General features: G+C 62.5%; 20 protein-coding genes, 4 tRNA genes and 1 other RNA gene. All 25 read left to right on the top strand.

Going from position 1 to position 23,138, the window contains the following annotated elements; genetic code table 11:
- Positions 1-83 precede the first annotated feature (83 nt).
- The 25 genes from ACS8YF_RS11740 to rpsS all read left to right on the top strand — a co-directional run bounded on the left by ACS8YF_RS11740 (position 84) and on the right by rpsS (position 23,128).
- Positions 84-1,085, top strand: coding sequence for a transporter (locus ACS8YF_RS11740; RefSeq protein ID WP_440850404.1), 1,002 nt, complete (start codon positions 84-86; stop codon positions 1,083-1,085).
- 140 nt (positions 1,086-1,225) lie between these two features.
- Positions 1,226-1,310: transfer RNA gene (locus ACS8YF_RS11745), tRNA-Tyr, on the top strand.
- A gap of 45 nt (positions 1,311-1,355) precedes the next feature.
- Positions 1,356-1,488, top strand: a non-coding RNA gene (locus tag ACS8YF_RS11750) — RtT sRNA.
- Between the two features lie 157 nt (positions 1,489-1,645).
- Positions 1,646-1,719: transfer RNA gene (locus ACS8YF_RS11755), tRNA-Gly, on the top strand.
- 36 nt (positions 1,720-1,755) lie between these two features.
- Positions 1,756-1,830, top strand: a tRNA-Thr gene (locus ACS8YF_RS11760).
- 106 nt (positions 1,831-1,936) lie between these two features.
- The gene (gene tuf, locus ACS8YF_RS11765; protein WP_440850412.1) at positions 1,937-3,127 is read left to right on the top strand and encodes an elongation factor Tu; all 1,191 of its coding nucleotides are present in this window, start codon (positions 1,937-1,939) and stop codon (positions 3,125-3,127) included.
- Positions 3,128-3,287: 160 nt separating this feature from the next.
- A tRNA-Trp gene (locus ACS8YF_RS11770) sits at positions 3,288-3,363 on the top strand.
- 40 nt (positions 3,364-3,403) lie between these two features.
- Positions 3,404-3,778 carry a preprotein translocase subunit SecE gene (gene secE, locus ACS8YF_RS11775; protein WP_440850405.1) on the top strand — a complete coding sequence of 125 codons (375 nt, stop codon included), beginning with the start codon at positions 3,404-3,406 and terminating at the stop codon, positions 3,776-3,778.
- Positions 3,779-3,794: 16 nt separating this feature from the next.
- Positions 3,795-4,328, top strand: a complete 534-nt coding sequence (nusG, locus tag ACS8YF_RS11780; protein ID WP_440850406.1) for a transcription termination/antitermination protein NusG — start codon at positions 3,795-3,797, stop codon at positions 4,326-4,328.
- A gap of 80 nt (positions 4,329-4,408) precedes the next feature.
- Entirely contained in the window at positions 4,409-4,837 is a 429-nt protein-coding gene (gene rplK / locus ACS8YF_RS11785; protein ID WP_109992538.1) for a 50S ribosomal protein L11, read from the top strand.
- A 3-nt stretch (positions 4,838-4,840) separates the two neighbouring features.
- A complete protein-coding gene (gene rplA / locus ACS8YF_RS11790; RefSeq protein ID WP_440850407.1) occupies positions 4,841-5,536 on the top strand; it encodes a 50S ribosomal protein L1 in 696 nt (231 codons plus the stop codon).
- Between the two features lie 260 nt (positions 5,537-5,796).
- Complete coding sequence (rplJ, locus tag ACS8YF_RS11795) at positions 5,797-6,318, top strand: 50S ribosomal protein L10 (RefSeq protein WP_440850441.1); 522 nt, start codon at positions 5,797-5,799, stop codon at positions 6,316-6,318.
- Positions 6,319-6,387: 69 nt separating this feature from the next.
- Entirely contained in the window at positions 6,388-6,768 is a 381-nt protein-coding gene (gene rplL, locus ACS8YF_RS11800) for a 50S ribosomal protein L7/L12 (protein WP_440850408.1), read from the top strand.
- A 243-nt stretch (positions 6,769-7,011) separates the two neighbouring features.
- Positions 7,012-11,094: a DNA-directed RNA polymerase subunit beta gene (rpoB, locus tag ACS8YF_RS11805; RefSeq protein WP_440850409.1), complete on the top strand. Its 4,083-nt coding sequence runs from the start codon at positions 7,012-7,014 to the stop codon at positions 11,092-11,094.
- A gap of 94 nt (positions 11,095-11,188) precedes the next feature.
- Complete coding sequence (gene rpoC, locus ACS8YF_RS11810) at positions 11,189-15,472, top strand: DNA-directed RNA polymerase subunit beta' (RefSeq protein ID WP_440850410.1); 4,284 nt, start codon at positions 11,189-11,191, stop codon at positions 15,470-15,472.
- Positions 15,473-15,602: 130 nt separating this feature from the next.
- Entirely contained in the window at positions 15,603-15,977 is a 375-nt protein-coding gene (gene rpsL, locus ACS8YF_RS11815; protein ID WP_037341482.1) for a 30S ribosomal protein S12, read from the top strand.
- A 39-nt stretch (positions 15,978-16,016) separates the two neighbouring features.
- Positions 16,017-16,490, top strand: coding sequence for a 30S ribosomal protein S7 (gene rpsG / locus ACS8YF_RS11820; RefSeq protein ID WP_109992532.1), 474 nt, complete (start codon positions 16,017-16,019; stop codon positions 16,488-16,490).
- Positions 16,491-16,540: 50 nt separating this feature from the next.
- Positions 16,541-18,655 (top strand): elongation factor G, encoded by a 2,115-nt coding sequence (gene fusA, locus ACS8YF_RS11825; protein WP_440850411.1) that lies wholly within the window; start codon positions 16,541-16,543, stop codon positions 18,653-18,655.
- Positions 18,656-18,667: 12 nt separating this feature from the next.
- Positions 18,668-19,858: an elongation factor Tu gene (tuf, locus tag ACS8YF_RS11830; protein ID WP_440850412.1), complete on the top strand. Its 1,191-nt coding sequence runs from the start codon at positions 18,668-18,670 to the stop codon at positions 19,856-19,858.
- Between the two features lie 15 nt (positions 19,859-19,873).
- Positions 19,874-20,188 (top strand): 30S ribosomal protein S10, encoded by a 315-nt coding sequence (rpsJ, locus tag ACS8YF_RS11835; protein ID WP_006913628.1) that lies wholly within the window; start codon positions 19,874-19,876, stop codon positions 20,186-20,188.
- Positions 20,189-20,335: 147 nt separating this feature from the next.
- Positions 20,336-21,031: a 50S ribosomal protein L3 gene (gene rplC / locus ACS8YF_RS11840; protein ID WP_440850413.1), complete on the top strand. Its 696-nt coding sequence runs from the start codon at positions 20,336-20,338 to the stop codon at positions 21,029-21,031.
- A gap of 30 nt (positions 21,032-21,061) precedes the next feature.
- Positions 21,062-21,670 (top strand): 50S ribosomal protein L4, encoded by a 609-nt coding sequence (gene rplD / locus ACS8YF_RS11845; protein WP_440850414.1) that lies wholly within the window; start codon positions 21,062-21,064, stop codon positions 21,668-21,670.
- Entirely contained in the window at positions 21,667-21,969 is a 303-nt protein-coding gene (gene rplW, locus ACS8YF_RS11850) for a 50S ribosomal protein L23 (protein WP_440850415.1), read from the top strand. Before rplD ends, rplW begins: the two co-directional genes overlap by 4 nt.
- A gap of 25 nt (positions 21,970-21,994) precedes the next feature.
- Entirely contained in the window at positions 21,995-22,831 is an 837-nt protein-coding gene (gene rplB / locus ACS8YF_RS11855; protein WP_440850416.1) for a 50S ribosomal protein L2, read from the top strand.
- Positions 22,832-22,858: 27 nt separating this feature from the next.
- Positions 22,859-23,128 (top strand): 30S ribosomal protein S19, encoded by a 270-nt coding sequence (rpsS, locus tag ACS8YF_RS11860; RefSeq protein WP_440850417.1) that lies wholly within the window; start codon positions 22,859-22,861, stop codon positions 23,126-23,128.
- Positions 23,129-23,138: the final 10 nt, after the last annotated feature.

A 23,138-nucleotide genomic window follows, 5' to 3' on the forward strand; every position in this document is an offset into this window, starting at 1 on the left:
GCGGCGCCGGTCGGCGCCGCTTTGCCGATTCCCCGCAAACAAGACAGCAACTAAAAAGCATCAGCTAAAAAGAGGTGAACTCCATGTCGAGGAGAACCATCAATCGCGCCGCTATCTGTGCCGGCCTCGCGTTGACGCTGGCGCAGGCGAGCGCTGGCGCGCTGGCCGCCGGCGCCTCGCGTCAATCGCTCGACGACGCCTTGTTCACTGGGCCGCTCGCCGCACCCAACGCGACCTCGCTGCCGCAAGGGCACTGGGATATAGAGCCCTATGTGCTGGATTCGATTCAGCACGGCCACTACGACAATAACTGGCACAGCCGCAACACGCCGAACGTTCATGCGCTGCGCTCGGTCTCACTGCTGGAATACGGCCTGACCAACAGGCTGTTGGTCGCGGTGCTGCCGGAGTTCGGCTACAACGTGGTCGAGCATGGCGCTGATAGTCAGGGGATACGGCTCGGTGACACCAAGCTTCGCTTTCAGTACATGCTGCACGCCTTCCACGAAGGCAGCTGGTTGCCGACCACGGCGCTGGCGTTCTCGGAAGTCTTTCCGACCGGCAAGTACGATGGGCTGGGCGACCATCCGGCGAACGGGCTGGGTAGCGGCCTTCTGACCAGCACTCTCGGTTTGTTCACCCAGGATTATTTCTGGATGCCGAACGGGCGGATTCTGCGCTCTCGCCTCGATCTGACCTACACCATTCCCGACGACAACGCTTCGGTGAACGGCGTCAGCGTCTACGGTACCGGCCGCGGCTTCAACGGCACGGTCGATGCCGGCAACACGTTTTCCGCCGATCTGGCGTTCGAGTACAGCATGACGCGTCATTGGGCGCCGGCCGTGGACGTCATTTACAGCCATTCCGGAGGTGATTCGGTGCGAGGGGTTCAGGCGAGCAATGGGCTTGTGACCTCCGTCAACACGAATGCCAATGCCAGCGAGGCGGTCGATGTCGCGCCGGCCATCGAATACAACTGGAACAGCCACTACGGCGTCATTGTCGGCGCTGACGTCGTCGTTGCCGGCCGCAATACCGGGGACGCGGTCACACCGCAGGCCGCTTTCAATATCTACTACTAGCCACGCGCCCGAGCGCATGTGCGCCTGGGGCCTGTTGCGTCGGCGAAATGCGTGGGCGCGGTGTGCCGGCCACGCGCGGGCGGCTGACAAATTCGCGGTTGACAACCGTGTCCGGATTCACAACAATGCGCGGCTCTCGTGGAGGGATACCCAAGCGGTCAAAGGGAACAGACTGTAAATCTGTCGGCTCAGCCTTCGGAGGTTCGAATCCTCCTCCCTCCACCATTTGAATATCGACGCAGGTAACGACAACACAGACATCTGGTTGGCACGGAGTTAGACCGAGGAGGGTTCGAACCGATAGAGGTTCGACGAGGGCGCGAAGCGACCGAGAACGGTCGCGGCACGCGACCGGCCCGCAGGGTGAGACGCGAAGCGGCGAGTCATCCTTCTTCCGCCACCAGGCGAACAATTCGGGCTTCGAATCCGCGGTGCGGCATCGAGGCTTGGCGCATCCAAGTCGGCGTGGTCGGCTTCGATGGCATCGGATCGAGCCAGCGTCGATTGATCGCGCTTGCATTGCGCGCGGTGATTGGCGAGAGTTTGTCGGCGTTGAGCGTGCGGGCGTAGTTCAACGGTAGAACCTCAGCCTTCCAAGCTGATGATGCCGGTTCGATTCCGGTCGCCCGCTCCAGGTCGCAATGCGGCGTCCTGGGTGACAATTTGCTTAGCCCATGTAGCTCAGAGGTAGAGCACATCCTTGGTAAGGATGAGGTCACCGGTTCAACTCCGGTCATGGGCTCCAAGTCAGGCGGGTGTGCATCGCCCGCGTTTTGGTGTCGAGGCGTCAGTTCCAAGAGCTGTGCGCGTCTCGGTTGATATACGCAGGCCCAACGGCGAAAGGCGAGGCAATGTCCAAATCAAAATTCGAGCGTAACAAGCCGCACGTCAACGTCGGCACGATTGGTCACGTGGACCATGGCAAGACGACGCTGACGGCCGCGCTGACGGTGGTGTCGAACCGGTTGTTCGGTTCGGAGCTGTCGGCGTTTGATGCCATCGACAAGGCGCCGGAAGAAAAGGCGCGCGGCATCACGATCTCCACCTCGCACGTCGAGTACGAGAGTGAAGCGCGTCACTATGCGCACGTGGACTGCCCGGGCCATGCGGACTACGTCAAGAACATGATCACGGGTGCCGCGCAGATGGACGGCGCGATCCTGGTTGTGTCGGCGGCCGACGGCCCCATGCCGCAGACGCGCGAGCACATTCTGCTGGCGCGCCAGGTGGGCGTGCCGTTCATTGTCGTATACCTGAACAAGGCCGACATGGTGGACGACGAAGAGCTGCTTGAGCTGGTGGAAATGGAGGTCCGCGAACTGCTGGACGCCTACGACTTCCCGGGCGACGACACGCCGGTGATCATCGGCAGTGCGCTCAAGGCGCTGGAAGGCGACGAAGGCGAGCACGGGGCGGAATCGATCGCCAAGCTCGTGCGGGCCATGGATGAATTCATTCCGGACCCCGAGCGTGCCATCGACGGAGCGTTCCTGATGCCGGTCGAAGACGTGTTCTCGATCTCCGGCCGCGGCACGGTCGCCACCGGTCGTGTCGAGCGCGGCGTGGTCAACGTGGGTGACGACATCGAAATCGTGGGCATCAACCCCACGACCAAGACGACGGTCACCGGCGTGGAGATGTTCCGCAAGCTGCTGGACCAGGGTCAGGCGGGCGACAACATCGGCGCGCTGCTGCGCGGCACCAAGCGCGAAGACATCGAGCGTGGTCAGGTGCTGGCCAAGCCGGGATCGATCACGCCGCACACCAACTTCGAATGCGAAGTGTACGTGCTGAAGAAGGAAGAGGGCGGTCGTCATACGCCGTTCTTCAAGGGCTATCGTCCGCAGTTCTACTTCCGCACGACGGACGTGACGGGCGCTTGCGAGCTGCCGGCGGACACCGAGATGGTGATGCCGGGCGACAACGTGACGATGAACGTTGAGCTCATTCATCCGATTGCGATGGAAGAAGGCCTGCGCTTCGCCATTCGTGAAGGCGGTCGCACTGTGGGTGCGGGCGTCGTGACCAAGATCACGGCCTGAGCCGTTTGCGCTGAGGCTGTCGCCTGATCGGCCCGCGGCGTGATGCGTCGCGGGCCGATTAGGCTTCAAGGTCTGGTATCATGGCTGCGCGAGTTGCCAAGCCCGCGATCTGTGGTACCATCCGCGATCTTTTTCGTGGTAAAGAAGAAAGTTTGCGTCTAGGTCAGTAGCTCAATTGGCAGAGCAGCGGTCTCCAAAACCGCAGGTTGGGGGTTCGAGTCCCTCCTGGCCTGCCACTTTTAGACGCACGGTTTTTCGTCTTCGGTCGAGTAGTCGATGGCAACCTCCGAACAACGCACGGCAAGCGCGCTAGATACGGCGCTGCTATGGCTGGCCATAGTGGTGCTGATTGCCAGCATCGCCGGCTACTATTATTTCACGGCGTACACCGACGTGGTTCGCGTGCTGGGCATGCTGGCCGGTGTCGCGGTGGCGGCGCTGATCGCCTTCCAGTCGGCGCTTGGCCGGACGGCATGGTCGTATGTCCAGGGGTCGCGCACCGAGTTGCGGCGCATGGTGTGGCCGACGCGCCGCGAAACCATGCAGACCACGCTGCTCGTCGTGGTGTTCGTTCTGATCCTTGCGGCGTTCATCTGGGCGCTGGATATCGTTCTCGGTTACGCCGTCACTCTGTTGACCGGGCGCGCCTGAGCGCGGAGCTGTTTATATGGCCAAGCACTGGTACGTCGTTCAAGCCTTCTCTCAGTACGAGAAGAAAGTGCGCGATTCCCTCAAGGATTACATCGCGCGCCATGAAATGGAGGACTACTTCGGCGAGGTGCTGGTGCCGACCGAAGAGGTGGTCGAGGTGCGCGATGGTCAGCGCCGCACGACCGAGCGCAAGTTCTTTCCGGGCTACGTACTCGTGCACATGGAAATGAACGACGACACCTGGCATCTGGTGAAGAGCGTGCCGCGCGTGCTGGGTTTCATTGGCGGCACGGCCGATCGGCCGGCGCCGATCTCGGACTCGGAGGCCGACCAGATTCTCAATCGGGTCGAGGAGTCGGTCGACAAGCCGCGCCCGAAGACCGTGTTCGAGCCGGGTCAGGAAGTGCGTGTCATCGACGGCCCGTTCGCCGACTTCAATGGCGTGGTCGAGGAAGTGAACTACGACAAGAACCGCTTGCGTGTCGCGGTGACCATTTTCGGTCGTTCGACGCCGGTGGATCTGGAATTCGATCAGGTCGAGAAGACCTGATCCGGCCGCGCTGCCGCATGGCGCAATGACAGGGAGCCCGGGCCGACCCCGCGGCGTGAGTACCTGAAAGGAGTAAATCAATGGCTAAGAAAGTCACCGGATATATCAAGCTGCAGATTCCGGCCGGCAAGGCGAACCCGAGCCCGCCCGTGGGTCCGGCGCTGGGTCAGCACGGCGTCAACATCATGGAATTCTGCAAGGCCTTCAACGCCGAAACACAGGACATGGAGCCGGGTCTGCCGACGCCGGTCGTGATTACCGTGTTTTCGGATCGCAGCTTTTCCTTCATCAAGAAGACGCCGCCGGCGTCCATCCTGCTGAAAAAGGCCGCGAATATTTCCTCGGGCGCCGCGGATCCGCTGCGCGACAAGGTGGGGACGGTCACCCGTGCCCAGGTCGAACAGATCGCCGAAACCAAGTGGCCGGATCTGAATGCGGCCGATATGGAGGCCGCCGTCCGTATTATTTCGGGCAGTGCCCGTTCCATGGGCATCAAGGTGGAGGGCTAAGCCATGGCGAAAGTGTCCAAGCGCAAGGCGGCAATCCGCGACCAGATCGATCCGGTCAAGGTGTATCCCGTCGACGAGGCCCTGAATCTGCTGAAGAAGCTGGCCAGCGCCCGGTTCAACGAGACGGTCGAAGTCTCGGTCAATCTCGGCGTTAATGCCCGCAAGTCGGATCAGAACGTGCGCGGCTCGACGGTCATGCCCAACGGCACCGGCAAGAGCGTCCGCGTGGCGGTGTTCACGCAGGGCGACAATGTCGAGAAGGCCAAGGCGGCCGGCGCCGACGTGGTCGGCCTGAACGACCTGGCCGAGCAGGTGCAAAACGGCCAGATCGACTTCGACATGGTCGTGGCTACGCCCGACGCCATGCCGGTGGTCGGTCGCCTGGGCCAGATCCTGGGTCCGAAGGGGCTGATGCCGAATCCCAAGACGGGTACGGTCACCGCCGACGTGGAAACCGCGGTCAAGAATGCCAAGGCCGGTCAGGTGCAGTATCGCACCGACAAGGCGGGTATCATTCATGCGCCCATCGGCAAGGCCGATTTCGACAACCAGGCCCTGGTGGAAAATCTTTCGGCCCTGATCCAGGACCTGAAGAAGGCCAAGCCGCCCAACGCCAAGGGCATCTATTTCAAGAAGGTGTCGCTGTCGACGACGATGGGTCCCGGTCTGACCGTGGACCATTCCAGCGTCGCGGCGTAAGTAATCGAGATGGCCGGGTGCGTGCACCCGGGTGTCAACCGTTCTTTGTAGCGCAGCCCGCTCCGAGATGGCTGCGTCGTCAAAGACCGCCAGGCGAACCGGCCGTCCGGTTCTTAAAGATCGATAGATCAGCCTGCGCAGATGACGTGTGCGATGCGACCCCGGTGGCATCGCAGTCGTCGAATGGGTCCGTCGCGAGGCGGATTCAGTCACCGCCGGCGGATGGTCGTCGGCATGTGTAAGGAGTGATGACTATGGCCATGAGTTTTCAAGCCAAGCAGGCCATGGTGGCAGAAGTCAGCGATGTGGCGACCCGCGCGCATTCCGCCGTTCTGGCGGAATATCGTGGTCTCACCGCGGGCCAGATGGACCGGCTTCGGATCGAGGGTCGCCACGGCGGCGCCTATCTGAAGGTGGTCAAGAACAATCTGGCCAAGCTGGCGCTCAAGGGCACGGACTACGAATGCATGAGTGAAGCGTTCGTCGGCCCGGTGATTCTCGGCTTTTCGCTGGAGGATCCGGGTGCGGCGGCACGCGTCATGAGCGAATTCGCCAAGTCCAACGAAGCCCTGAAAGTCACGGCGGTCTCGTTCAACGGGCAGTTGCTGCCCGGCGATCAGCTGGACCGTCTGGCGAAGCTGCCGACCCGCGACGAAGCGCTGGCCCAGCTGATGCGCGTCATGAAGGCGCCCATCGACAAGCTGGCCCGCACGACACGCGAGCCGGTCGCCCAGGCTGCCCGCGCCATGGCAGCAGTCCGCGATCAAAAGCAGGCTGCTTGATAATCCGAGCTGAAAACCCGTTGTTGAAACGGATCGGTTGATCCCAACATATTGAACAGGAGCTATACAATGGCTGCTACGAAGGAAGAAGTACTCGAAGCGATCTCCGAGATGTCCGTGATGGACGTCGTGGAGCTCGTCGAAATGATGGAAGAGAAGTTTGGCGTTTCGGCCGCTGCGCCGGTGGCCATGGCCGCCGGCGCTGGTGCCGGTGGCGAGGCTGCTGCTGAAGAAGAGCAGACCGAGTTCGACGTCGTGATGACCAGCTTTGGCGATAACAAGGTCGGTGCCATCAAGGCCGTTCGCGCCATCACGGGCCTGGGTCTGAAGGAAGCCAAGGAAATGGTCGAAGGTGTTCCGGCCACGCTGAAGGAAGGTGTGGAAAAGGAAGAGGCCGACAAGATCAAGAAGGATCTCGAGGACGCCGGCGCCACGGTGGAACTCAAGTAATCCGCTTTTCTGCGGCTGGGAAAACGCATAGCGAGTTGATCAAGACGATAACTTGACGCGTTTGGTGAAATGGCTGGTAGCGCATGACGCTGCCGGCCTTTTCCCGTTGTCGCTGCATTCGAAATCTGCAGTGTGACCCGACGGCAACCACGGCCGGGTCAGACTGGAGCTTTTGACAAGTCCGCGCTACCCGCCGCGAGAGTGCCCCACTCGCGGTCCGTCCAACCAAGAGGGTTGAGTGACATGGCCTACTCGTTTACCGAGAAAAAACGAATCCGCAAGGATTTCGCTAAACAGCCGTCGGTGCTGGAGATGCCGTTTCTCCTGGCCACCCAGATCGATTCCTACCGCCAGTTCCTCCAGCAGGGCCTCGATGCGGACAAGCGCGCCGAAGCCGGGCTGCATGCCGCCTTCAGCTCGGTCTTTCCGATGGCCAGCCATTCCGGCAGCGCCGCGCTCGAATACGTCAGCTACCGGCTGGGCCAGCCGGTGTTCGACGAAAAAGAGTGTCGTGTTCGCGGCATGATCTATTCCGCGCCGCTGCGCGTGACCGTTCGCCTGATCATTTACGACAAGGATAGTAAGGCGAACCCGAAACCGGTCAAGGATATCAAGGAGCAGGAAGTGTACATGGGCGAGATGCCGCTCATGACCGATACTGGCACCTTCATTATCAACGGCACCGAGCGGGTCATCGTCAACCAGCTGCATCGAAGCCCCGGCGTGTTCTTCGATCACGACCGCGGCAAGACGCACAGCTCGGGCAAGTATCTGTACTCCGCGCGCGTGATTCCGTATCGTGGTTCGTGGCTCGACTTCGAGTTCGATCCCAAGGACAACGTCTACGTGCGTATCGACCGGCGTCGCAAGCTGCCGGCAACCATCCTGCTTCGCGCGCTCGGCTATGACACCGAGCAGATGCTCGATATTTTCCACGAAACCACGATGTTCCACCTGTCCGACAAGGGCGTGGAGATGGAGCTCGTGCCCGAGCGTTTGCGCGGCGAAACGGCGACCTTCGACATCAAGGCCGGCGATGACGTGATCGTCGAGGAAGGACGCCGGATCACCGTGCGTCACATCAAGAAGCTCGAGGATGCGGGCGTCTCCAAGCTGGAAGTGCCGGCCGATTACCTGATCGGCAAGGTGCTGTCGCGGGCGATCGTGGACACCGACACCGGTGAAGAGCTGGCCGCCGCCAACACCGAGATTACCGAGGAGCTGGTCGAGGCGTTCCGCACCGCCGGCATCACCGATGTGCCGACGCTGTACATCAACGATCTCGATCACGGCCCCTATATCTCGAGCACGTTGATGCAGGATCCGTCCACCTCGAAACTCGAGGCGATGGTCGAGATCTATCGCATGATGCGTCCGGGCGAGCCGCCGACCAAGGATGCGGCCGAGAACCTGTTCGACAATCTGTTCTTCAATCCCGAGCGCTACGATCTGTCAGCGGTCGGCCGCATGAAGTTCAACCGTCGTCTGGGCCGCGAGGAGGCCGAGGGCGAATCGGTGCTGTCCAACCAGGACATCATCGATGTGCTCAAGGAGCTGGTCTCGATCCGTAACGGCGTGGGCCAGACCGACGACATCGACCACCTCGGCAACCGGCGCGTGCGCTCGGTCGGCGAGATGGCGGAGAACGCCTTCCGCACCGGCCTGGTGCGTGTCGAGCGTGCCGTCCGCGAGCGGCTGTCGGTGGCCGAATCCGAAGGCCTGATGCCGCAGGACCTGATCAACGCCAAGCCGGTGGCCGCCGCGATCAAGGAGTTCTTCGGCTCGTCGCAGCTGTCGCAGTTCATGGACCAGAACAACCCCTTGTCCGAGGTCACGCACAAGCGCCGTGTGTCGGCCCTCGGCCCGGGTGGTCTGACCCGCGAGCGCGCCGGCTTCGAAGTGCGCGACGTGCATCCGACCCATTACGGTCGCATCTGCCCGATCGAGACGCCGGAAGGCCCGAATATCGGTCTGATCAACTCGCTGTCGGTGTATTCCCGCACCAACAAGTACGGCTTTCTGGAAACGCCGTATCGCAAGGTCGAAAACGGCCGGGCCACCGGCGAGATCGAATATCTGTCGGCGATCGAGGAAGGCCGTTACGTCATCGCCCAGGCCAACGCCCGGGTCGACGAGACCGGCCAGTTCACCGACGAGCTCGTGTCCTGTCGTTATCAGGGCGAATTCACCATGTCGGGGCCGGACAAGGTCCAGTACATGGATGTGTCGCCCAAGCAGATCCTGTCGGTCGCGGCCTCGCTGGTGCCCTTCATCGAGCACGACGACGCCAACCGTGCGCTCATGGGCTCGAACATGCAGCGTCAGGCCGTGCCGTGCCTGCGTGCCGACAAGCCACTGGTCGGCACCGGCATCGAGCGCAAGGTGGCGATCGACTCCGGGAACGCCGTGACCGCGCGCCGCGGCGGCGTGGTCGACAAGGTCGACGCCTCGCGCGTGGTGGTGCGTGTTCACGACTCCGAGACGTCCGCCGACGAATCGGGCGTGGATATCTACAACATGGTCAAGTACACGCGTTCGAACCAGAACACGTGCCTGAACCAGAAGCCGCTGGTCTCCCCGGGCGACGTCATCGAGCGTGGCGACGTGCTGGCCGACGGCCCGTCCACCGACATGGGCGAGCTGGCCCTGGGCCAGAACCTGCTGGTGGCGTTCATGCCCTGGCATGGCTACAACTTCGAGGACTCGATCCTGATCTCGGAGCGTGTGGTCGAGGAAGACCGCTTCACCTCGGTGCACATCGAGGAACTGACCTGTGTCGCGCGTGAGACCAAGCTCGGGTCGGAGGAGATCACCTCCGATATCCCGAACGTCAACGAGTCGGCGCTGTCCAAGCTGGACGCTTCCGGCATCGCCTACATCGGCGCCGAGGTCAAGGCCGGCGATATTCTGGTCGGTAAGGTCACGCCCAAGGGCGAAACACAGCTCACGCCGGAGGAAAAGCTTTTGCGGGCGATCTTCGGTGAGAAGGCATCCGACGTGAAGGATTCTTCGCAGCGGGTGCCGCCGGGCATGGACGGTACCGTGATCGACGTTCGCGTGTTCACGCGCGACGGCGTCGAGAAGGACGCCCGTGCCCTGTCCATCGAAGAAGAAGAGATGGACGAGGTCCGTCGCGATCTGGCCGACCAGCAGCGTATCTTCGAGGACGATCTGTTCGATCGCCTGCGCAGCATGCTGCTCGGCAAGGTGGCCGACGGTGGCCCGAACCGGTTGAAGGCCGACAGCAAGATCGCCGCGAGCTATCTGGACGACCTGGATCGCGAGAAGTGGTTCGATATTCGCCTGCACGACGAACAGGCGCAGGCGCAGCTCGAGGCGGTGGCGCAGCGTCTCAAGGACCAGAAAGCCGACTTCGAGCGCCAGCTGGCCTCGAAGAAGGAAAAGATCACGCAGGGTGACGAACTGGCGCCGGGCGTGCTCAAGATGGTCAAGGTCTATCTGGCCGTGAAGCGCCGTGTGCAGCCGGGCGACAAGATGGCCGGCCGTCACGGTAACAAGGGTGTGATCTCGCAGATCGTGCCGGTCGAGGACATGCCGTATCTGGAAGACGGCACCCCGGCCGACATCGTGCTGAATCCGTTGGGCGTGCCGTCGCGCATGAACATCGGGCAGGTTCTGGAGACCCATCTGGGCTGGGCCGCGCGCGGTATCGGTCTGCGGGTCGGCGAGATGCTCGAGCAGCAGAAGGCGGTCGGTGAAATCCGTGCGTTCCTGAAGAAGGCGTATCACGTCGACGAGGGCACGCAGGAAGACGTCGATCAGCTCACCGACGAGGAGATGCTGGCCATGGCGCATAACCTGGTCGGCGGGATGCCGACGGCGACGCCGGTATTCGACGGGGCCAACGAGGACGAGATCCGCGAGCTGCTCAAGCTGGCGGGCCTGCCCGAGTCCGGCCAGGCCAACCTGATCGACGGCCGTACCGGCGAGACCTTCGATCGTCCGGTGACCGTGGGCTATATGTACATGCTCAAGCTCAACCACCTGGTCGACGACAAGATGCACGCCCGCTCGACCGGGCCGTACAGCCTGGTCACCCAGCAGCCGCTCGGCGGCAAGGCCCAGTTCGGCGGCCAGCGCTTCGGTGAGATGGAAGTCTGGGCCCTGCAGGCCTATGGCGCGGCGTATACGCTGCAGGAAATGCTCACCGTCAAGTCGGACGACGTCGCCGGCCGCACGCGGATGTACAAGAGCATTGTCGACGGCGACCATCAAATGCACGCCGGCATGCCGGAGTCCTTCAACGTTCTGACCAAGGAAATCCGTTCGCTCGGTCTGAACATCGAACTCGAGGAAGACGATTAGTGAGGAACGCGGTGGCGGCCGGGCAACCGGCCGCCGGCACGGTGCGACCCACCGTGCGCGTTGCAACCACGCCCCTCACGATCCGGAGTAGGACATGAAAGATCTGCTGAATCTGTTCAAGAGCCAGGACGACGTCGAAGAGTTCGACGCCATTCGAATCAGCCTGGCTTCGCCCGAGACCATTCGTTCCTGGTCTTTTGGCGAGGTCAAGAAACCCGAGACCATCAACTACCGGACCTTCAAGCCGGAGCGCGACGGGTTGTTCTGCGCGCGCATCTTCGGCCCGGTCAAGGACTACGAGTGCTTGTGCGGCAAGTACAAGCGCATGAAGCATCGCGGTGTGATCTGCGAAAAATGCGGCGTCGAGGTCACCCAGACCAAGGTGCGGCGCGAGCGCATGGGTCATATCGACCTGGCCGCGCCGGTGGCCCATATCTGGTTCCTCAAGAGCCTGCCGTCCCGTATCGGCCTGCTGCTCGACATGCCGCTGCGCGCGATCGAGCGCGTGCTGTATTTCGAAGCCTACGTCGTGACCGATCCCGGCATGACGCCGCTCGAGCCCTATGCGCTGCTGTCCGAAGAGGAATACCTCGAAACGGTGGAGCAGTACGGCGATGAATTCACCGCCAAGATGGGCGCCGAGGCCGTTCTCGACATCCTCAAGAACATGGACATGGCCGCCGAAGCGCAGCGCATGCGTGAGGAGTTGGGTGCGACCGGTTCGGCCACCAAGATCAAGCGTCTCGGCAAGCGCCTGAAGCTGCTGGAGTATTTCCATCAGTCGGGCAACAAGGCCGAGTGGATGATCCTGCGGGCGCTGCCGGTGCTGCCGCCGGACCTGCGTCCGCTGGTGCCGCTGGATGGCGGCCGCTTCGCCACCTCGGATCTCAACGATCTGTACCGGCGTGTGATCAACCGCAACAACCGCCTCGCGCGGCTGCTCGACCTGAACGCGCCGGACATCATCGTGCGCAACGAAAAGCGCATGCTGCAGGAATCGGTGGATGCGCTGATCGACAACGGCCGCCGCGGCCGGGCGATCACCGGTTCCAACCGGCGCCCGCTGAAGTCGCTGGCCGACATGATCAAGGGCAAGCAGGGCCGGTTCCGCCAGAACCTGCTCGGCAAACGCGTCGACTACTCGGGCCGTTCGGTGATCGTGGTCGGCCCGACGCTCAAGCTGCACCAGTGCGGCCTGCCCAAGAAAATGGCGCTCGAGCTGTTCAAGCCGTTCATCTATTCCCGCCTGCAGCGTCTGGAGTACGCCTCCACGATCAAGGCGGCCAAGAAGATGGTCGAGCGCGAAGAACCGGAAGTCTGGGACATGTTGGAAAACGTGATCCGCGAGCATCCGGTGCTGCTCAACCGCGCGCCGACCCTGCATCGCCTGGGTATCCAGGCGTTCGAGCCGGTGCTGATCGAGGGCAAGGCGATCCAGCTGCATCCGCTGGTCTGCACCGCCTTCAACGCCGACTTCGACGGCGACCAGATGGCCGTGCACGTGCCGCTGTCCGTCGAGGCACAGCTGGAAGCGCGCGTGCTGATGATGTCGACCAACAACGTGCTGTCGCCGGCCTCCGGCGCGCCCATCATCGTGCCCACCCAGGACGTCGTGCTCGGGCTGTACTGGATGACCCGTTCGCGGGTGAACCAGGCCGGCGAGGGCATGACCTTCTCCGATCCGGCCGAGGTGCATCGCGCCTATGACGCCGGGCAGGTGCATCTGCAGGCCCTGATCAAGGTCCGTCTCGACGACGTCGACATGGACGAGGATGGCAATACGACGCCGGTCACGCGCATCGTCGAGACCACCGTCGGCCGGGCGATGCTCTATGACATCCTGCCCCCGGGCCTGCCGTTCGCCATGATCAACCAGGAGCTCGGCAAGAAAACGGTCAGCGAAGTCATCAATCAGGCGTACCGCAACGTCGGTCTCAAGGAGACCGTGGTCTTCGCCGACCAGTTGATGTACACCGGTTTCCGCATGTCGACCAAGGCCGGTATCTCGATCGCCGTGGGCGACATGGTGATTCCGGAAGAAAAGCAGACCGTGCTGGCGCGGGCCGAGGACGAAGTCAAGGAGATCGAGGATCAATACACCTCTGGTCTCGTGACCCAGGGCGAGCGTTACAACAAGGTCATCGATATCTGGTCCCGGGCGAACGAGCAGATCGCCAATGCCATGATGGACAAGCTCGGCCTGGACGAAGTCGTGGACGGCGAGGGCAACCCCGTCGACCAGACCTCGTTCAACTCGATCTTCATGATGGCGGACTCCGGCGCCCGTGGTAGCGCGGCCCAGATCCGCCAGCTGGCCGGCATGCGTGGCCTGATGGCCAAACCGGACGGCTCGATCATCGAGACGCCCATCACGGCCAACTTCCGCGAGGGGCTGAACGTACTGCAGTACTTCATCTCCACGCACGGCGCCCGCAAGGGTCTGGCCGACACCGCGCTCAAGACCGCGAACTCGGGTTATCTGACCCGGCGTCTCGTGGATGTGTCGCAGGACGTTGTTATCACCGACGTGGACTGCGGCACCGAGGGCGGTATTCCGATGTACCCGATCGTGGAAGGCGGCGACGTGGTCGAGCCCCTGCGCGAACGGGTGCTCGGTCGCGTGCTGGCGCGCGACGTGGTCGACCCGGCCGACAACACGACCCTGATCGATGCCGGCACGCTGCTCACCGAGCGCGAGGTCGACAAGCTCGAGGTCAACTCCATCGACATGGTGCATGTGCGCAGCCCGATCACCTGTGAAGCATCGTTCGGCGTGTGCGCGCAGTGCTATGGCCGGGATCTGGCGCGTGGCGAGCGGGTCTCGATCGGCGAATCCGTCGGCGTGATTGCGGCGCAGTCGATCGGCGAGCCCGGCACGCAGCTGACCATGCGTACCTTCCACGTCGGCGGCGCGGCCTCGCGTGCGGTTTCGGCCGACGGCGTCGAGACCAAGACCGACGGCACGGTCAAGCTGCACAACATCAAGACCGTGGCGCACGCCGAGGACGGGCATCTGGTCGCGGTGTCGCGATCGGGCGAAATCGGCGTCATGGACGACAACTACCGCGAAAAGGAACGCTACAAGATCCCCTACGGCGCGCGGCTGCACGTCGGCGAGGGCGATCAGGTCGAGGCCGGCAAGCGTCTCGCCGACTGGGATCCGCATACCCATCCGATCATCTCGGAAGTCGCCGGCAAGGTGAAGTTCGAGGAGTTCATCGAAGGTGTGACGGTGCAGCGCGAGATCGACGAAATCACCGGCGTTTCCACGCTGGTGGTGACCGAGCCGAAATCGCGCGGCCAGGCCAACAAGGACCTGCGCCCGGTGATCAAGCTGCTCGACGGCGACGGCAATGAGCTGAACTTCCCGGGTACCGAGATCCCGGCGGCGTACAGTCTGCCACCCAAGGCGATCGTGGTAGTGGAGGACGGGCAGGAGATCGTGGTGGGTGACGTCACCGCCCGTATTCCGCAGGAATCGTCCAAGACCCGCGACATCACGGGTGGTCTGCCCCGCGTGGCCGACCTGTTCGAGGCGCGCAAGCCCAAGGTGCCGGCGATTCTCGCCGAAGCCGCGGGCACCGTGCGTTTCGGTGAGGCGACCAAGGGCAAGCAGCGCCTCAAGATCGTCGATTCCGATGGCTACGAGACCGAGCTGCTGGTGCCGAAGTGGCGTCAGATCAACGTCTTCGAGGGCGAGTACGTCGAGAAGGGCGAAATCGTGTCCGACGGCGAGCCGATGCCGCACGACATCCTGCGTCTCCAGGGGATTCCGAAGCTCTCGGACTATCTGGTCAAGGAGATTCAGGACGTCTACCGGCTGCAGGGCGTGCGTATCAACGACAAGCACATCGAGGTGATCATTCGCCAGATGCTGCGTCGGGTCGAGATTGTCGACGCGGGTGATACCAAGTTCCTGCAGGGCGAGCAGGCCGAGTACCAGGCGGTGCTGGACGAGAATCGCCGGGTCGAGGCCAAGGGCGAGCAGCCCGCGACCTTCGACCGGCTGTTGCTGGGCATCACCAAGGCGAGCCTGTCGACCGAGTCGTTCATTTCGGCGGCCTCGTTCCAGGAAACCACGCGCGTGCTGACCGAAGCCTCCGTGCGCGGCGCCCGGGACGATCTGCGGGGTCTCAAGGAAAACGTCATCGTCGGTCGGCTGATTCCGGCGGGTACCGGCCTGGCGTATCACGAGCAGCGTCGGCGCGAGCGCATGGGCCCGCTGGACCTGCAGGGCGCTCTGCCGGCCACTCGGGGCGAAGCGGTCGAGGAGGCCGTGGAGATGGCCGCCGAGGCCAATGCCGACGCCGAGGACGCGCTGGATCGCGCTGACGCGGGTTCGCACAATGCCGACGCCGCCGGCGACGAGCAGAACTGATGGCGCTACCGGGCAGGCGCGCGATGGTTGACACCAGCGTGCGTCTGCCTTAGTATCCGCCGTCCTCTTCTGGCAGCCTGGATTCCCGGGCTGCCTTAATATTTTTTAAGATCAAGATCAGGGTGACGACGTGTCTACGGTCAACCAATTGGTCCGTAAGGGCCGCAAGGACAAACGGCAGAAGAATGACGTGCCGGCGTTGCAGGGCTGCCCGCAGAAGCGTGGCGTCTGCACCCGCGTCTATACCACCACGCCGAAGAAGCCGAACTCGGCACTGCGCAAGGTCGCGCGTGTGCGGCTGACCAACGGCTATGAAGTGGCTAGCTACATCGGTGGTGAAGGTCATAACCTTCAGGAACACTCCGTCGTGCTGATTCGCGGCGGTCGTGTCAAGGACTTGCCCGGTGTGCGTTACCACACGGTGCGCGGTGCGCTGGATGCCTCGGGCGTGGAAGCGCGTCGTCAGGGTCGTTCGAAGTACGGCGCCAAGAAGCCGAAGTCGTAGGTCGGCCGCATCCGTTCAAACGAATAGGTTAGAAAAGCTATGTCCCGTCGTGCATCCGCCCCGCGCCGCGAAATCCTTCCGGATCCGCGGTATCACAGCGAGCTCCTCGCCAAGTTCATGAACATGATCATGGAGGATGGCAAGAAGTCGAAGGCCGAAATGATCGTCTACGGCGCGCTGTCCCAGATCTCCACCAAGAAAGGCACGGACGAGCCTCTGGAAGTGCTGCAGGAAGCGCTCGACAACGTGCGTCCTGCGGTCGAGGTCAAGTCCCGCCGCGTGGGCGGCGCCACCTATCAGGTGCCGGTCGAGGTGCGCGCGATTCGTCGTACGACGCTCGCCATGCGCTGGGTTATCGATGCCGCGCGCAAGCGTGGCGAGAACACCATGGCGCGTCGGTTGGCCGGCGAGCTGATCGATGCCTCCGAGCATCGCGGTGCGGCGGTCAAGAAGCGTGAGGACACGCATCGCATGGCCGACGCCAACAAGGCGTTCTCGCACTTCCGCTGGTAAGACGCGCGATCCCCGCGCGCACCATTTCGCAAGAGCTACAAGAGACCCTCATGGCCCGTAAGCATCCACTTGAGCGTTATCGCAACATTGGCATCATGGCCCACATCGATGCCGGCAAGACGACGACGACCGAACGTGTTCTGTACTACACCGGTATCTCTCACAAGATGGGCGAGGTGCATGACGGCGCGGCCGTGATGGACTGGATGGCGCAGGAGCAGGAGCGCGGCATCACCATTACCTCGGCTGCCACCACCTGTTTCTGGCAGGGTATGGAGCAGCAGTATCCGCACCAGTATCGAATCAACATCATCGATACGCCCGGTCACGTTGACTTCACTATCGAAGTCGAGCGTTCGCTACGTGTGCTCGACGGCGCCGTGTGTGTGCTGGACGCCAATGCCGGTGTGGAGCCGCAGACCGAAACGGTCTGGCGTCAGGCCAACAAGTATCACGTGCCACGGATTGTCTTCGTCAACAAGATGGACAAGCTGGGCGCGGATTACTGGCGCTGTCTCGAGATGATGAAGTCGCGGCTGGCCAGCACTCCGGTGACTCTGCAGTTGCCGATCGGCGCTGAGGACGAGTTCGAGGGCGTGGTCGACCTGATTCGCATGCAGGCGATCTACTGGAACCAGGAAGACGGCGGCCGCACGTTCGAGGCGCGCGATATTCCCGAGCATCTTCAGGCCGACGCCGAGAAGTTCCGGGAAGCCATGGTCGAGGCGGCAGCCGAGGCCGATGAAGAGATCATGGAGAAATATCTCGAATCGGGTGAGTTGAGCATCGACGACATCAAATCGGGCCTGCGCAAGCGCACGATCAACAACGAGATCACGCCGACGATCTGCGGTACCGCGTTCAAGAACAAGGGCGTCCAGGCGATGCTCGACGCGGTCATCGACTACTTGCCGGCGCCGACCGAAGTGCCGGCGATCAAGGGCATCGACGCCAACGATCCGGAAAAGCAGATCGAGCGCCATGCCACCGACGACGAGCCGTTCTCCGCGCTGGTGTTCAAGATTGCCACCGATCCGTTTGTCGGCTCGCTCTCGTTCATTCGTGTGTATTCAGGCGTGCTGGCATCGGGCGACGCGGTTTACAACCCGATCGAGAACAAGAAAGAGCGCGTGGGTCGTCTGCTTCAGATGCATTCCAACTCGCGCGAAGAGATCAAGGAAATCCGCGCGGGCGATATCGCGGCCGTGGTCGGCCTGAAAAACGTGACCACCGGTTATACGCTCTGTGCGCCTGACTCCCAGGTCATTCTCGAGCGTATGGAGTTCCCGGAGCCGGTTATTGCCGTCGCGGTCGAGCCCAAGACCAAGTCCGACCAGGAAAAGATGGGCGTGGCGTTGTCGAAGCTTGCGCAGGAGGATCCGTCCTTCCGTGTGCGCACGGACGAAGAGACGTCGCAGACCATCATCTCGGGCATGGGCGAGTTGCATCTTGAAATCATCGTCGATCGCATGAAGCGAGAGTTCGGTGTCGAGGCCAACGTCGGTGCGCCGCAGGTGGCCTATCGCGAGACCATTCGCAAGAAGGTCGAGCAGGAAGGCAAGTTCGTTCGTCAGTCGGGTGGTCGTGGTCAGTACGGGCACGTCTATCTGCGCATCGAGCCGCAGGAAGAAGCCGGCGCCGGCTATGAATTCGTCAACGCCATTGTCGGTGGCGTGGTGCCGAAGGAATACATCGGCGCGGTCGACAAGGGTATTCAGGAGGCCATGACCAACGGCGTGGTCGCGGGCTACCCCATGGTCGATATCAAGGTCACCCTCTACGACGGTTCTTACCATGATGTTGACTCCAACGAGGCGGCGTTTAAAATAGCCGGCTCGATGGCACTCAAGGATGGTGCGCGCAAGGCTTCGGCCGTGTTGCTCGAGCCGATGATGGACGTCGAAGTCGTCACGCCCGAAGAGTACATGGGCGACGTCATGGGCGATCTCAATCGGCGTCGCGGCAATCTGAAGGGCATGGAAGACATCCCGACCGGCAAGCAGATTTCGGCTACGGTGCCGTTGTCCGAGATGTTCGGTTATGCGACCGATTTGCGCTCCATGAGTCAGGGGCGTGCCACCTACACCATGCAATTCGACAATTATGCAGAAGCGCCGCGAAATATCGTCGAGGCGTTGACTCGCAATCAACCGGAAAAGGCATAAGAGGAAGTCGCCGTGTCCAAATCAAAATTCGAGCGTAACAAGCCGCACGTCAACGTCGGCACGATTGGTCACGTGGACCATGGCAAGACGACGCTGACGGCCGCGCTGACGGTGGTGTCGAACCGGTTGTTCGGTTCGGAGCTGTCGGCGTTTGATGCCATCGACAAGGCGCCGGAAGAAAAGGCGCGCGGCATCACGATCTCCACCTCGCACGTCGAGTACGAGAGTGAAGCGCGTCACTATGCGCACGTGGACTGCCCGGGCCATGCGGACTACGTCAAGAACATGATCACGGGTGCCGCGCAGATGGACGGCGCGATCCTGGTTGTGTCGGCGGCCGACGGCCCCATGCCGCAGACGCGCGAGCACATTCTGCTGGCGCGCCAGGTGGGCGTGCCGTTCATTGTCGTATACCTGAACAAGGCCGACATGGTGGACGACGAAGAGCTGCTTGAGCTGGTGGAAATGGAGGTCCGCGAACTGCTGGACGCCTACGACTTCCCGGGCGACGACACGCCGGTGATCATCGGCAGTGCGCTCAAGGCGCTGGAAGGCGACGAAGGCGAGCACGGGGCGGAATCGATCGCCAAGCTCGTGCGGGCCATGGATGAATTCATTCCGGACCCCGAGCGTGCCATCGACGGAGCGTTCCTGATGCCGGTCGAAGACGTGTTCTCGATCTCCGGCCGCGGCACGGTCGCCACCGGTCGTGTCGAGCGCGGCGTGGTCAACGTGGGTGACGACATCGAAATCGTGGGCATCAACCCCACGACCAAGACGACGGTCACCGGCGTGGAGATGTTCCGCAAGCTGCTGGACCAGGGTCAGGCGGGCGACAACATCGGCGCGCTGCTGCGCGGCACCAAGCGCGAAGACATCGAGCGTGGTCAGGTGCTGGCCAAGCCGGGATCGATCACGCCGCACACCAACTTCGAATGCGAAGTGTACGTGCTGAAGAAGGAAGAGGGCGGTCGTCATACGCCGTTCTTCAAGGGCTATCGTCCGCAGTTCTACTTCCGCACGACGGACGTGACGGGCGCTTGCGAGCTGCCGGCGGACACCGAGATGGTGATGCCGGGCGACAACGTGACGATGAACGTTGAGCTCATTCATCCGATTGCGATGGAAGAAGGCCTGCGCTTCGCCATTCGTGAAGGCGGTCGCACTGTGGGTGCGGGCGTCGTGACCAAAATTACGGCCTGAGGCATTTGAATCGTCATGGCAGCTAGTCAGAACATTCGTATTCGTCTCAAGGCGTTCGACCATCGATTGATCGATAAGTCGGCCCGCGAGATCGTCGAGACCGCCAAGCGTACCGGTGCGCAGGTCCACGGCCCGATCCCGCTGCCGACGCGCAAGGAGCGCTATACCATCCTGATCTCGCCGCACGTCAACAAGGACGCCCGGGATCAGTATGAAATCCGCACGCACAAGCGGATGATGGATATTGTCGAGCCGACCGAGAAGACGGTCGACGCGTTGATGAAACTCGATCTTGCTGCGGGCGTCGACGTCCAAATTAAATTGCAGTAAGGGCGACACAAGTCACCGGGGCGTGTTATACTTCGCGCCCTCTTGTTGGAAGAGGCCCGCGATCACGCGGGCCCTTTGCACTGGAAAACCATACTTGAACTGTCGCCCCCTCTAGCGAGTGGCGATAAGCGAGAAGGTACTTAATAAATGGCTATTGGATTGGTAGGTCGCAAGCGCGGCATGACGCGCGTGTTCGACGACAACGGCGTGTCCGTGCCTGTCACGGTCGTCGAGGTCGAGCCGAACCGCGTCGTCCAGAAAAAAGATGTCGAAACCGATGGCTACCGCGCACTGCAGGTGACGACCGGTACGCGTCGCGCAAACCGCGTGACCAGGCCGGCCGCCGGGCACTTCAAGAAGGCCGGCGTCGAGGCGGGTCGCGGTATGTGGGAGTTTCGCGTGGACGGTGACTGGCCCCGGGTTGCGTCCGGCGCGGCCGATGGCGAAGAGGCCGTCGAGCCGGAGCAGGTCGAGATCGAGGTCGGCGGTGAGCTGACGGTGTCGATCTTCGCCGCCGGGCAGTACGTCGACGTGATCGGGCGCTCCATCGGCAAGGGCTACGGTGGTGTGATCAAGCGTCACAATTTCCGGTCCCAGCGGTCGACGCATGGTAACTCGAAGGCGCATCGCGCGCCGGGCTCGATTGGTCAGAACCAGTCGCCGGGTCATGTGTTCAAGGGCAAGAAGATGGCCGGCCAGCTGGGTAACGCCCGTACCACGGTCCAGAACCTGGAAGTGGTTCGCGTGGACGAAGAGCGGGGTCTCATTCTGGTTCGCGGCGGTGTGCCGGGTGCCAAGAACGGTGACGTCATCATTCAGCCGGCGGTCAAGAAGGCCGGTTAACGGCGCGCTGGCGAATAGGCAGGTTTAAGCATGGAACTGAATCTCGCAAGCGGCGACAAGTCGGTTTCGGTGTCGGACGCCGTTTTCGGTCGCCCGTTCAACGAAACTCTGGTGCATCAGATCGTCACGGCATATCTCGCCGGTGGTCGTGCGGGCACCAAGGCGCAGAAAAATCGTGCGGAAGTGCGCGGCGGCGGCAAGAAGCCGTGGCGTCAGAAGGGCACGGGCCGCGCCCGGGCTGGCACCATTCGCAGTCCGATCTGGTCCGGTGGCGGCGTGACGTTCGCCGCAAGTCCCCGCGATTTCTCGCAGAAGGTCAACCGCAAGATGTATCGCGCCGGCATGAGTGCGATCGTTTCGGAGCTGGTTCGCCAGGATCGCCTTTCGGTGGTTCCGGATCTGGCGCTCGAGTCGCGTAGCACCAAGGGCCTGCTCAAGGCTCTGTCCGAGCAGTCGGTCGAGGCGCGCGGCGTGCTGGTTGTATCCGAAGTCGACGACAAGCTCGGCTATTCGGCCAACAATATCGTCGGCTTCGACGTGGTCGCGGTCACGGATCTCGATCCGGTCACGCTGGTCGGCGCTGAGCATGTGTTGATGACGGAAAGCGCGCTGCAGGCGTTCGAAGGATGGCTGGCATGAATAAAGAGCGCATCTATCAGGTACTGCGTTCGCCGCTCGTCTCGGAAAAGGCTTCGGTGGTTGGCGATTCGGCCAACCAGGTGGTCTTCCAGGTCGCCGGCGACGCGAACAAGCACGAGATCGCCGAAGCGGTCGCGTCCCTGTTCAACGTCAAGGTCGTCGGTGTGACCACGTTGAACAACAAGCCCAAGCGGAAGCGCTTTCGCGGCCAGGCCGGTTTGCGAAGCGGTTTCAAGAAGGCTTATGTGACGCTGGCCGAAGGCGACGAAATCGATTTTCTTGACGGCGCCGCCCAGTAGGGCGACGTAGCGGAGCTAGAATACTATGGCACTCAAGAAAGCCAATCCGACATCAGCGGGCCGGCGGTTCGTGGTCAGCGTCAAGCGCCCCGACCTGCACAGCGGCAGGCCGCATGAAGCGCTGCTGGTCAAGAAGCACAAGCAGGGTGGTCGCAACGCGCACGGCCGGATCACGGTTCGTCATCGCGGCGGCGGTCATCGTCAGCATTATCGGCTGATCGATTTCAAGCGCAACAAGGACGGCGTCCCGGGTAAGGTCGAGCGTCTGGAGTACGATCCGAATCGCAGCGCGAACATCGCGCTGGTGCTCTATGCCGACGGCGAGCGCCGATACATCATCGCGCCGCGCGGTGTCGAAGCCGGTACGCCGATCGTTTCCGGTCCGCAGTCGCCGATTCGTCCGGGCAACGCATTGCCGCTGGCCAGCATCCCGGTGGGTACAACGGTGCATTGTGTGGAAATGCGTCCCGGCAAGGGTGCCCAGCTGGCGCGCAGCGCCGGCACGAGCATCCAGATCGCGGCGCGGGCCGGCGAGTACTGCGTGTTGCGCCTGAAGTCCGGCGAAACCCGTCGCGTGCACATCAACTGCAAGGCGACCGTCGGCGAGGTTGGCAACAACGAGCACAGCCTGCGTCAGCTCGGCAAGGCCGGCGCCACACGCTGGCGCGGCAAGCGTCCCACCGTTCGCGGTGTGGCCATGAATCCGATCGACCACCCGCATGGTGGTGGCGAGGGTCGCACCAGCGGTGGCCGGCATCCGACCAGTCCCTGGGGTTGGAAGACCAAGGGTCTCAAGACTCGTTCGAACAAGCGCACCGACGGCATGATTGTCCGTCGGAGCACCAAGCGCAAAAAGCGCTAGGGCGCCAGACAAGGTACGGGATAAGTTATGCCACGTTCTCTCAAGAAAGGTCCCTTCGTCGACCTGCATCTGGCCAGGAAGGTCGAGGCGGCTCAGGGTGCGAGCACCAAGCGTCCGATCAAGACCTGGTCGCGTCGCTCGATGGTGACGCCGGACATGATCGGCCTCACCATCGCGGTCCACAACGGCCGCCAGCACGTTCCGGTATTCGTGTCCGAAAATATGGTCGGACACAAGCTGGGTGAATTTTCGCCGACCCGGACCTTCAAGGGTCATCTCGGCGATCGCAAGGGTTAACGCGGAGATA

The organism is Salinisphaera sp. SWV1 (assembly GCF_052044155.1).
Taxonomy (GTDB): domain Bacteria; phylum Pseudomonadota; class Gammaproteobacteria; order Nevskiales; family Salinisphaeraceae; genus Salinisphaera.

Excerpts from the sequence above, each read along its gene's own strand:
- ACS8YF_RS11740 (WP_440850404.1), top strand. The coding sequence starts at position 84 with ATGTCGAGGAGAACCATCAATCGCGCCGCTATCTGTGCCGGCCTCGCG.
- tuf (WP_440850412.1), top strand. The coding sequence starts at position 1,937 with ATGTCCAAATCAAAATTCGAGCGTAACAAGCCGCACGTCAACGTCGGC.
- secE (WP_440850405.1), top strand. The coding sequence starts at position 3,404 with ATGGCAACCTCCGAACAACGCACGGCAAGCGCGCTAGATACGGCGCTG.
- nusG (WP_440850406.1), top strand. The coding sequence starts at position 3,795 with ATGGCCAAGCACTGGTACGTCGTTCAAGCCTTCTCTCAGTACGAGAAG.
- rplK (WP_109992538.1), top strand. The coding sequence starts at position 4,409 with ATGGCTAAGAAAGTCACCGGATATATCAAGCTGCAGATTCCGGCCGGC.
- rplA (WP_440850407.1), top strand. The coding sequence starts at position 4,841 with ATGGCGAAAGTGTCCAAGCGCAAGGCGGCAATCCGCGACCAGATCGAT.
- rplJ (WP_440850441.1), top strand. The coding sequence starts at position 5,797 with ATGAGTTTTCAAGCCAAGCAGGCCATGGTGGCAGAAGTCAGCGATGTG.
- rplL (WP_440850408.1), top strand. The coding sequence starts at position 6,388 with ATGGCTGCTACGAAGGAAGAAGTACTCGAAGCGATCTCCGAGATGTCC.
- rpoB (WP_440850409.1), top strand. The coding sequence starts at position 7,012 with ATGGCCTACTCGTTTACCGAGAAAAAACGAATCCGCAAGGATTTCGCT.
- rpoC (WP_440850410.1), top strand. The coding sequence starts at position 11,189 with ATGAAAGATCTGCTGAATCTGTTCAAGAGCCAGGACGACGTCGAAGAG.
- rpsG (WP_109992532.1), top strand. The coding sequence starts at position 16,017 with ATGTCCCGTCGTGCATCCGCCCCGCGCCGCGAAATCCTTCCGGATCCG.
- fusA (WP_440850411.1), top strand. The coding sequence starts at position 16,541 with ATGGCCCGTAAGCATCCACTTGAGCGTTATCGCAACATTGGCATCATG.
- rpsJ (WP_006913628.1), top strand. The coding sequence starts at position 19,874 with ATGGCAGCTAGTCAGAACATTCGTATTCGTCTCAAGGCGTTCGACCAT.
- rplC (WP_440850413.1), top strand. The coding sequence starts at position 20,336 with ATGGCTATTGGATTGGTAGGTCGCAAGCGCGGCATGACGCGCGTGTTC.
- rplD (WP_440850414.1), top strand. The coding sequence starts at position 21,062 with ATGGAACTGAATCTCGCAAGCGGCGACAAGTCGGTTTCGGTGTCGGAC.
- rplW (WP_440850415.1), top strand. The coding sequence starts at position 21,667 with ATGAATAAAGAGCGCATCTATCAGGTACTGCGTTCGCCGCTCGTCTCG.
- rplB (WP_440850416.1), top strand. The coding sequence starts at position 21,995 with ATGGCACTCAAGAAAGCCAATCCGACATCAGCGGGCCGGCGGTTCGTG.
- rpsS (WP_440850417.1), top strand. The coding sequence starts at position 22,859 with ATGCCACGTTCTCTCAAGAAAGGTCCCTTCGTCGACCTGCATCTGGCC.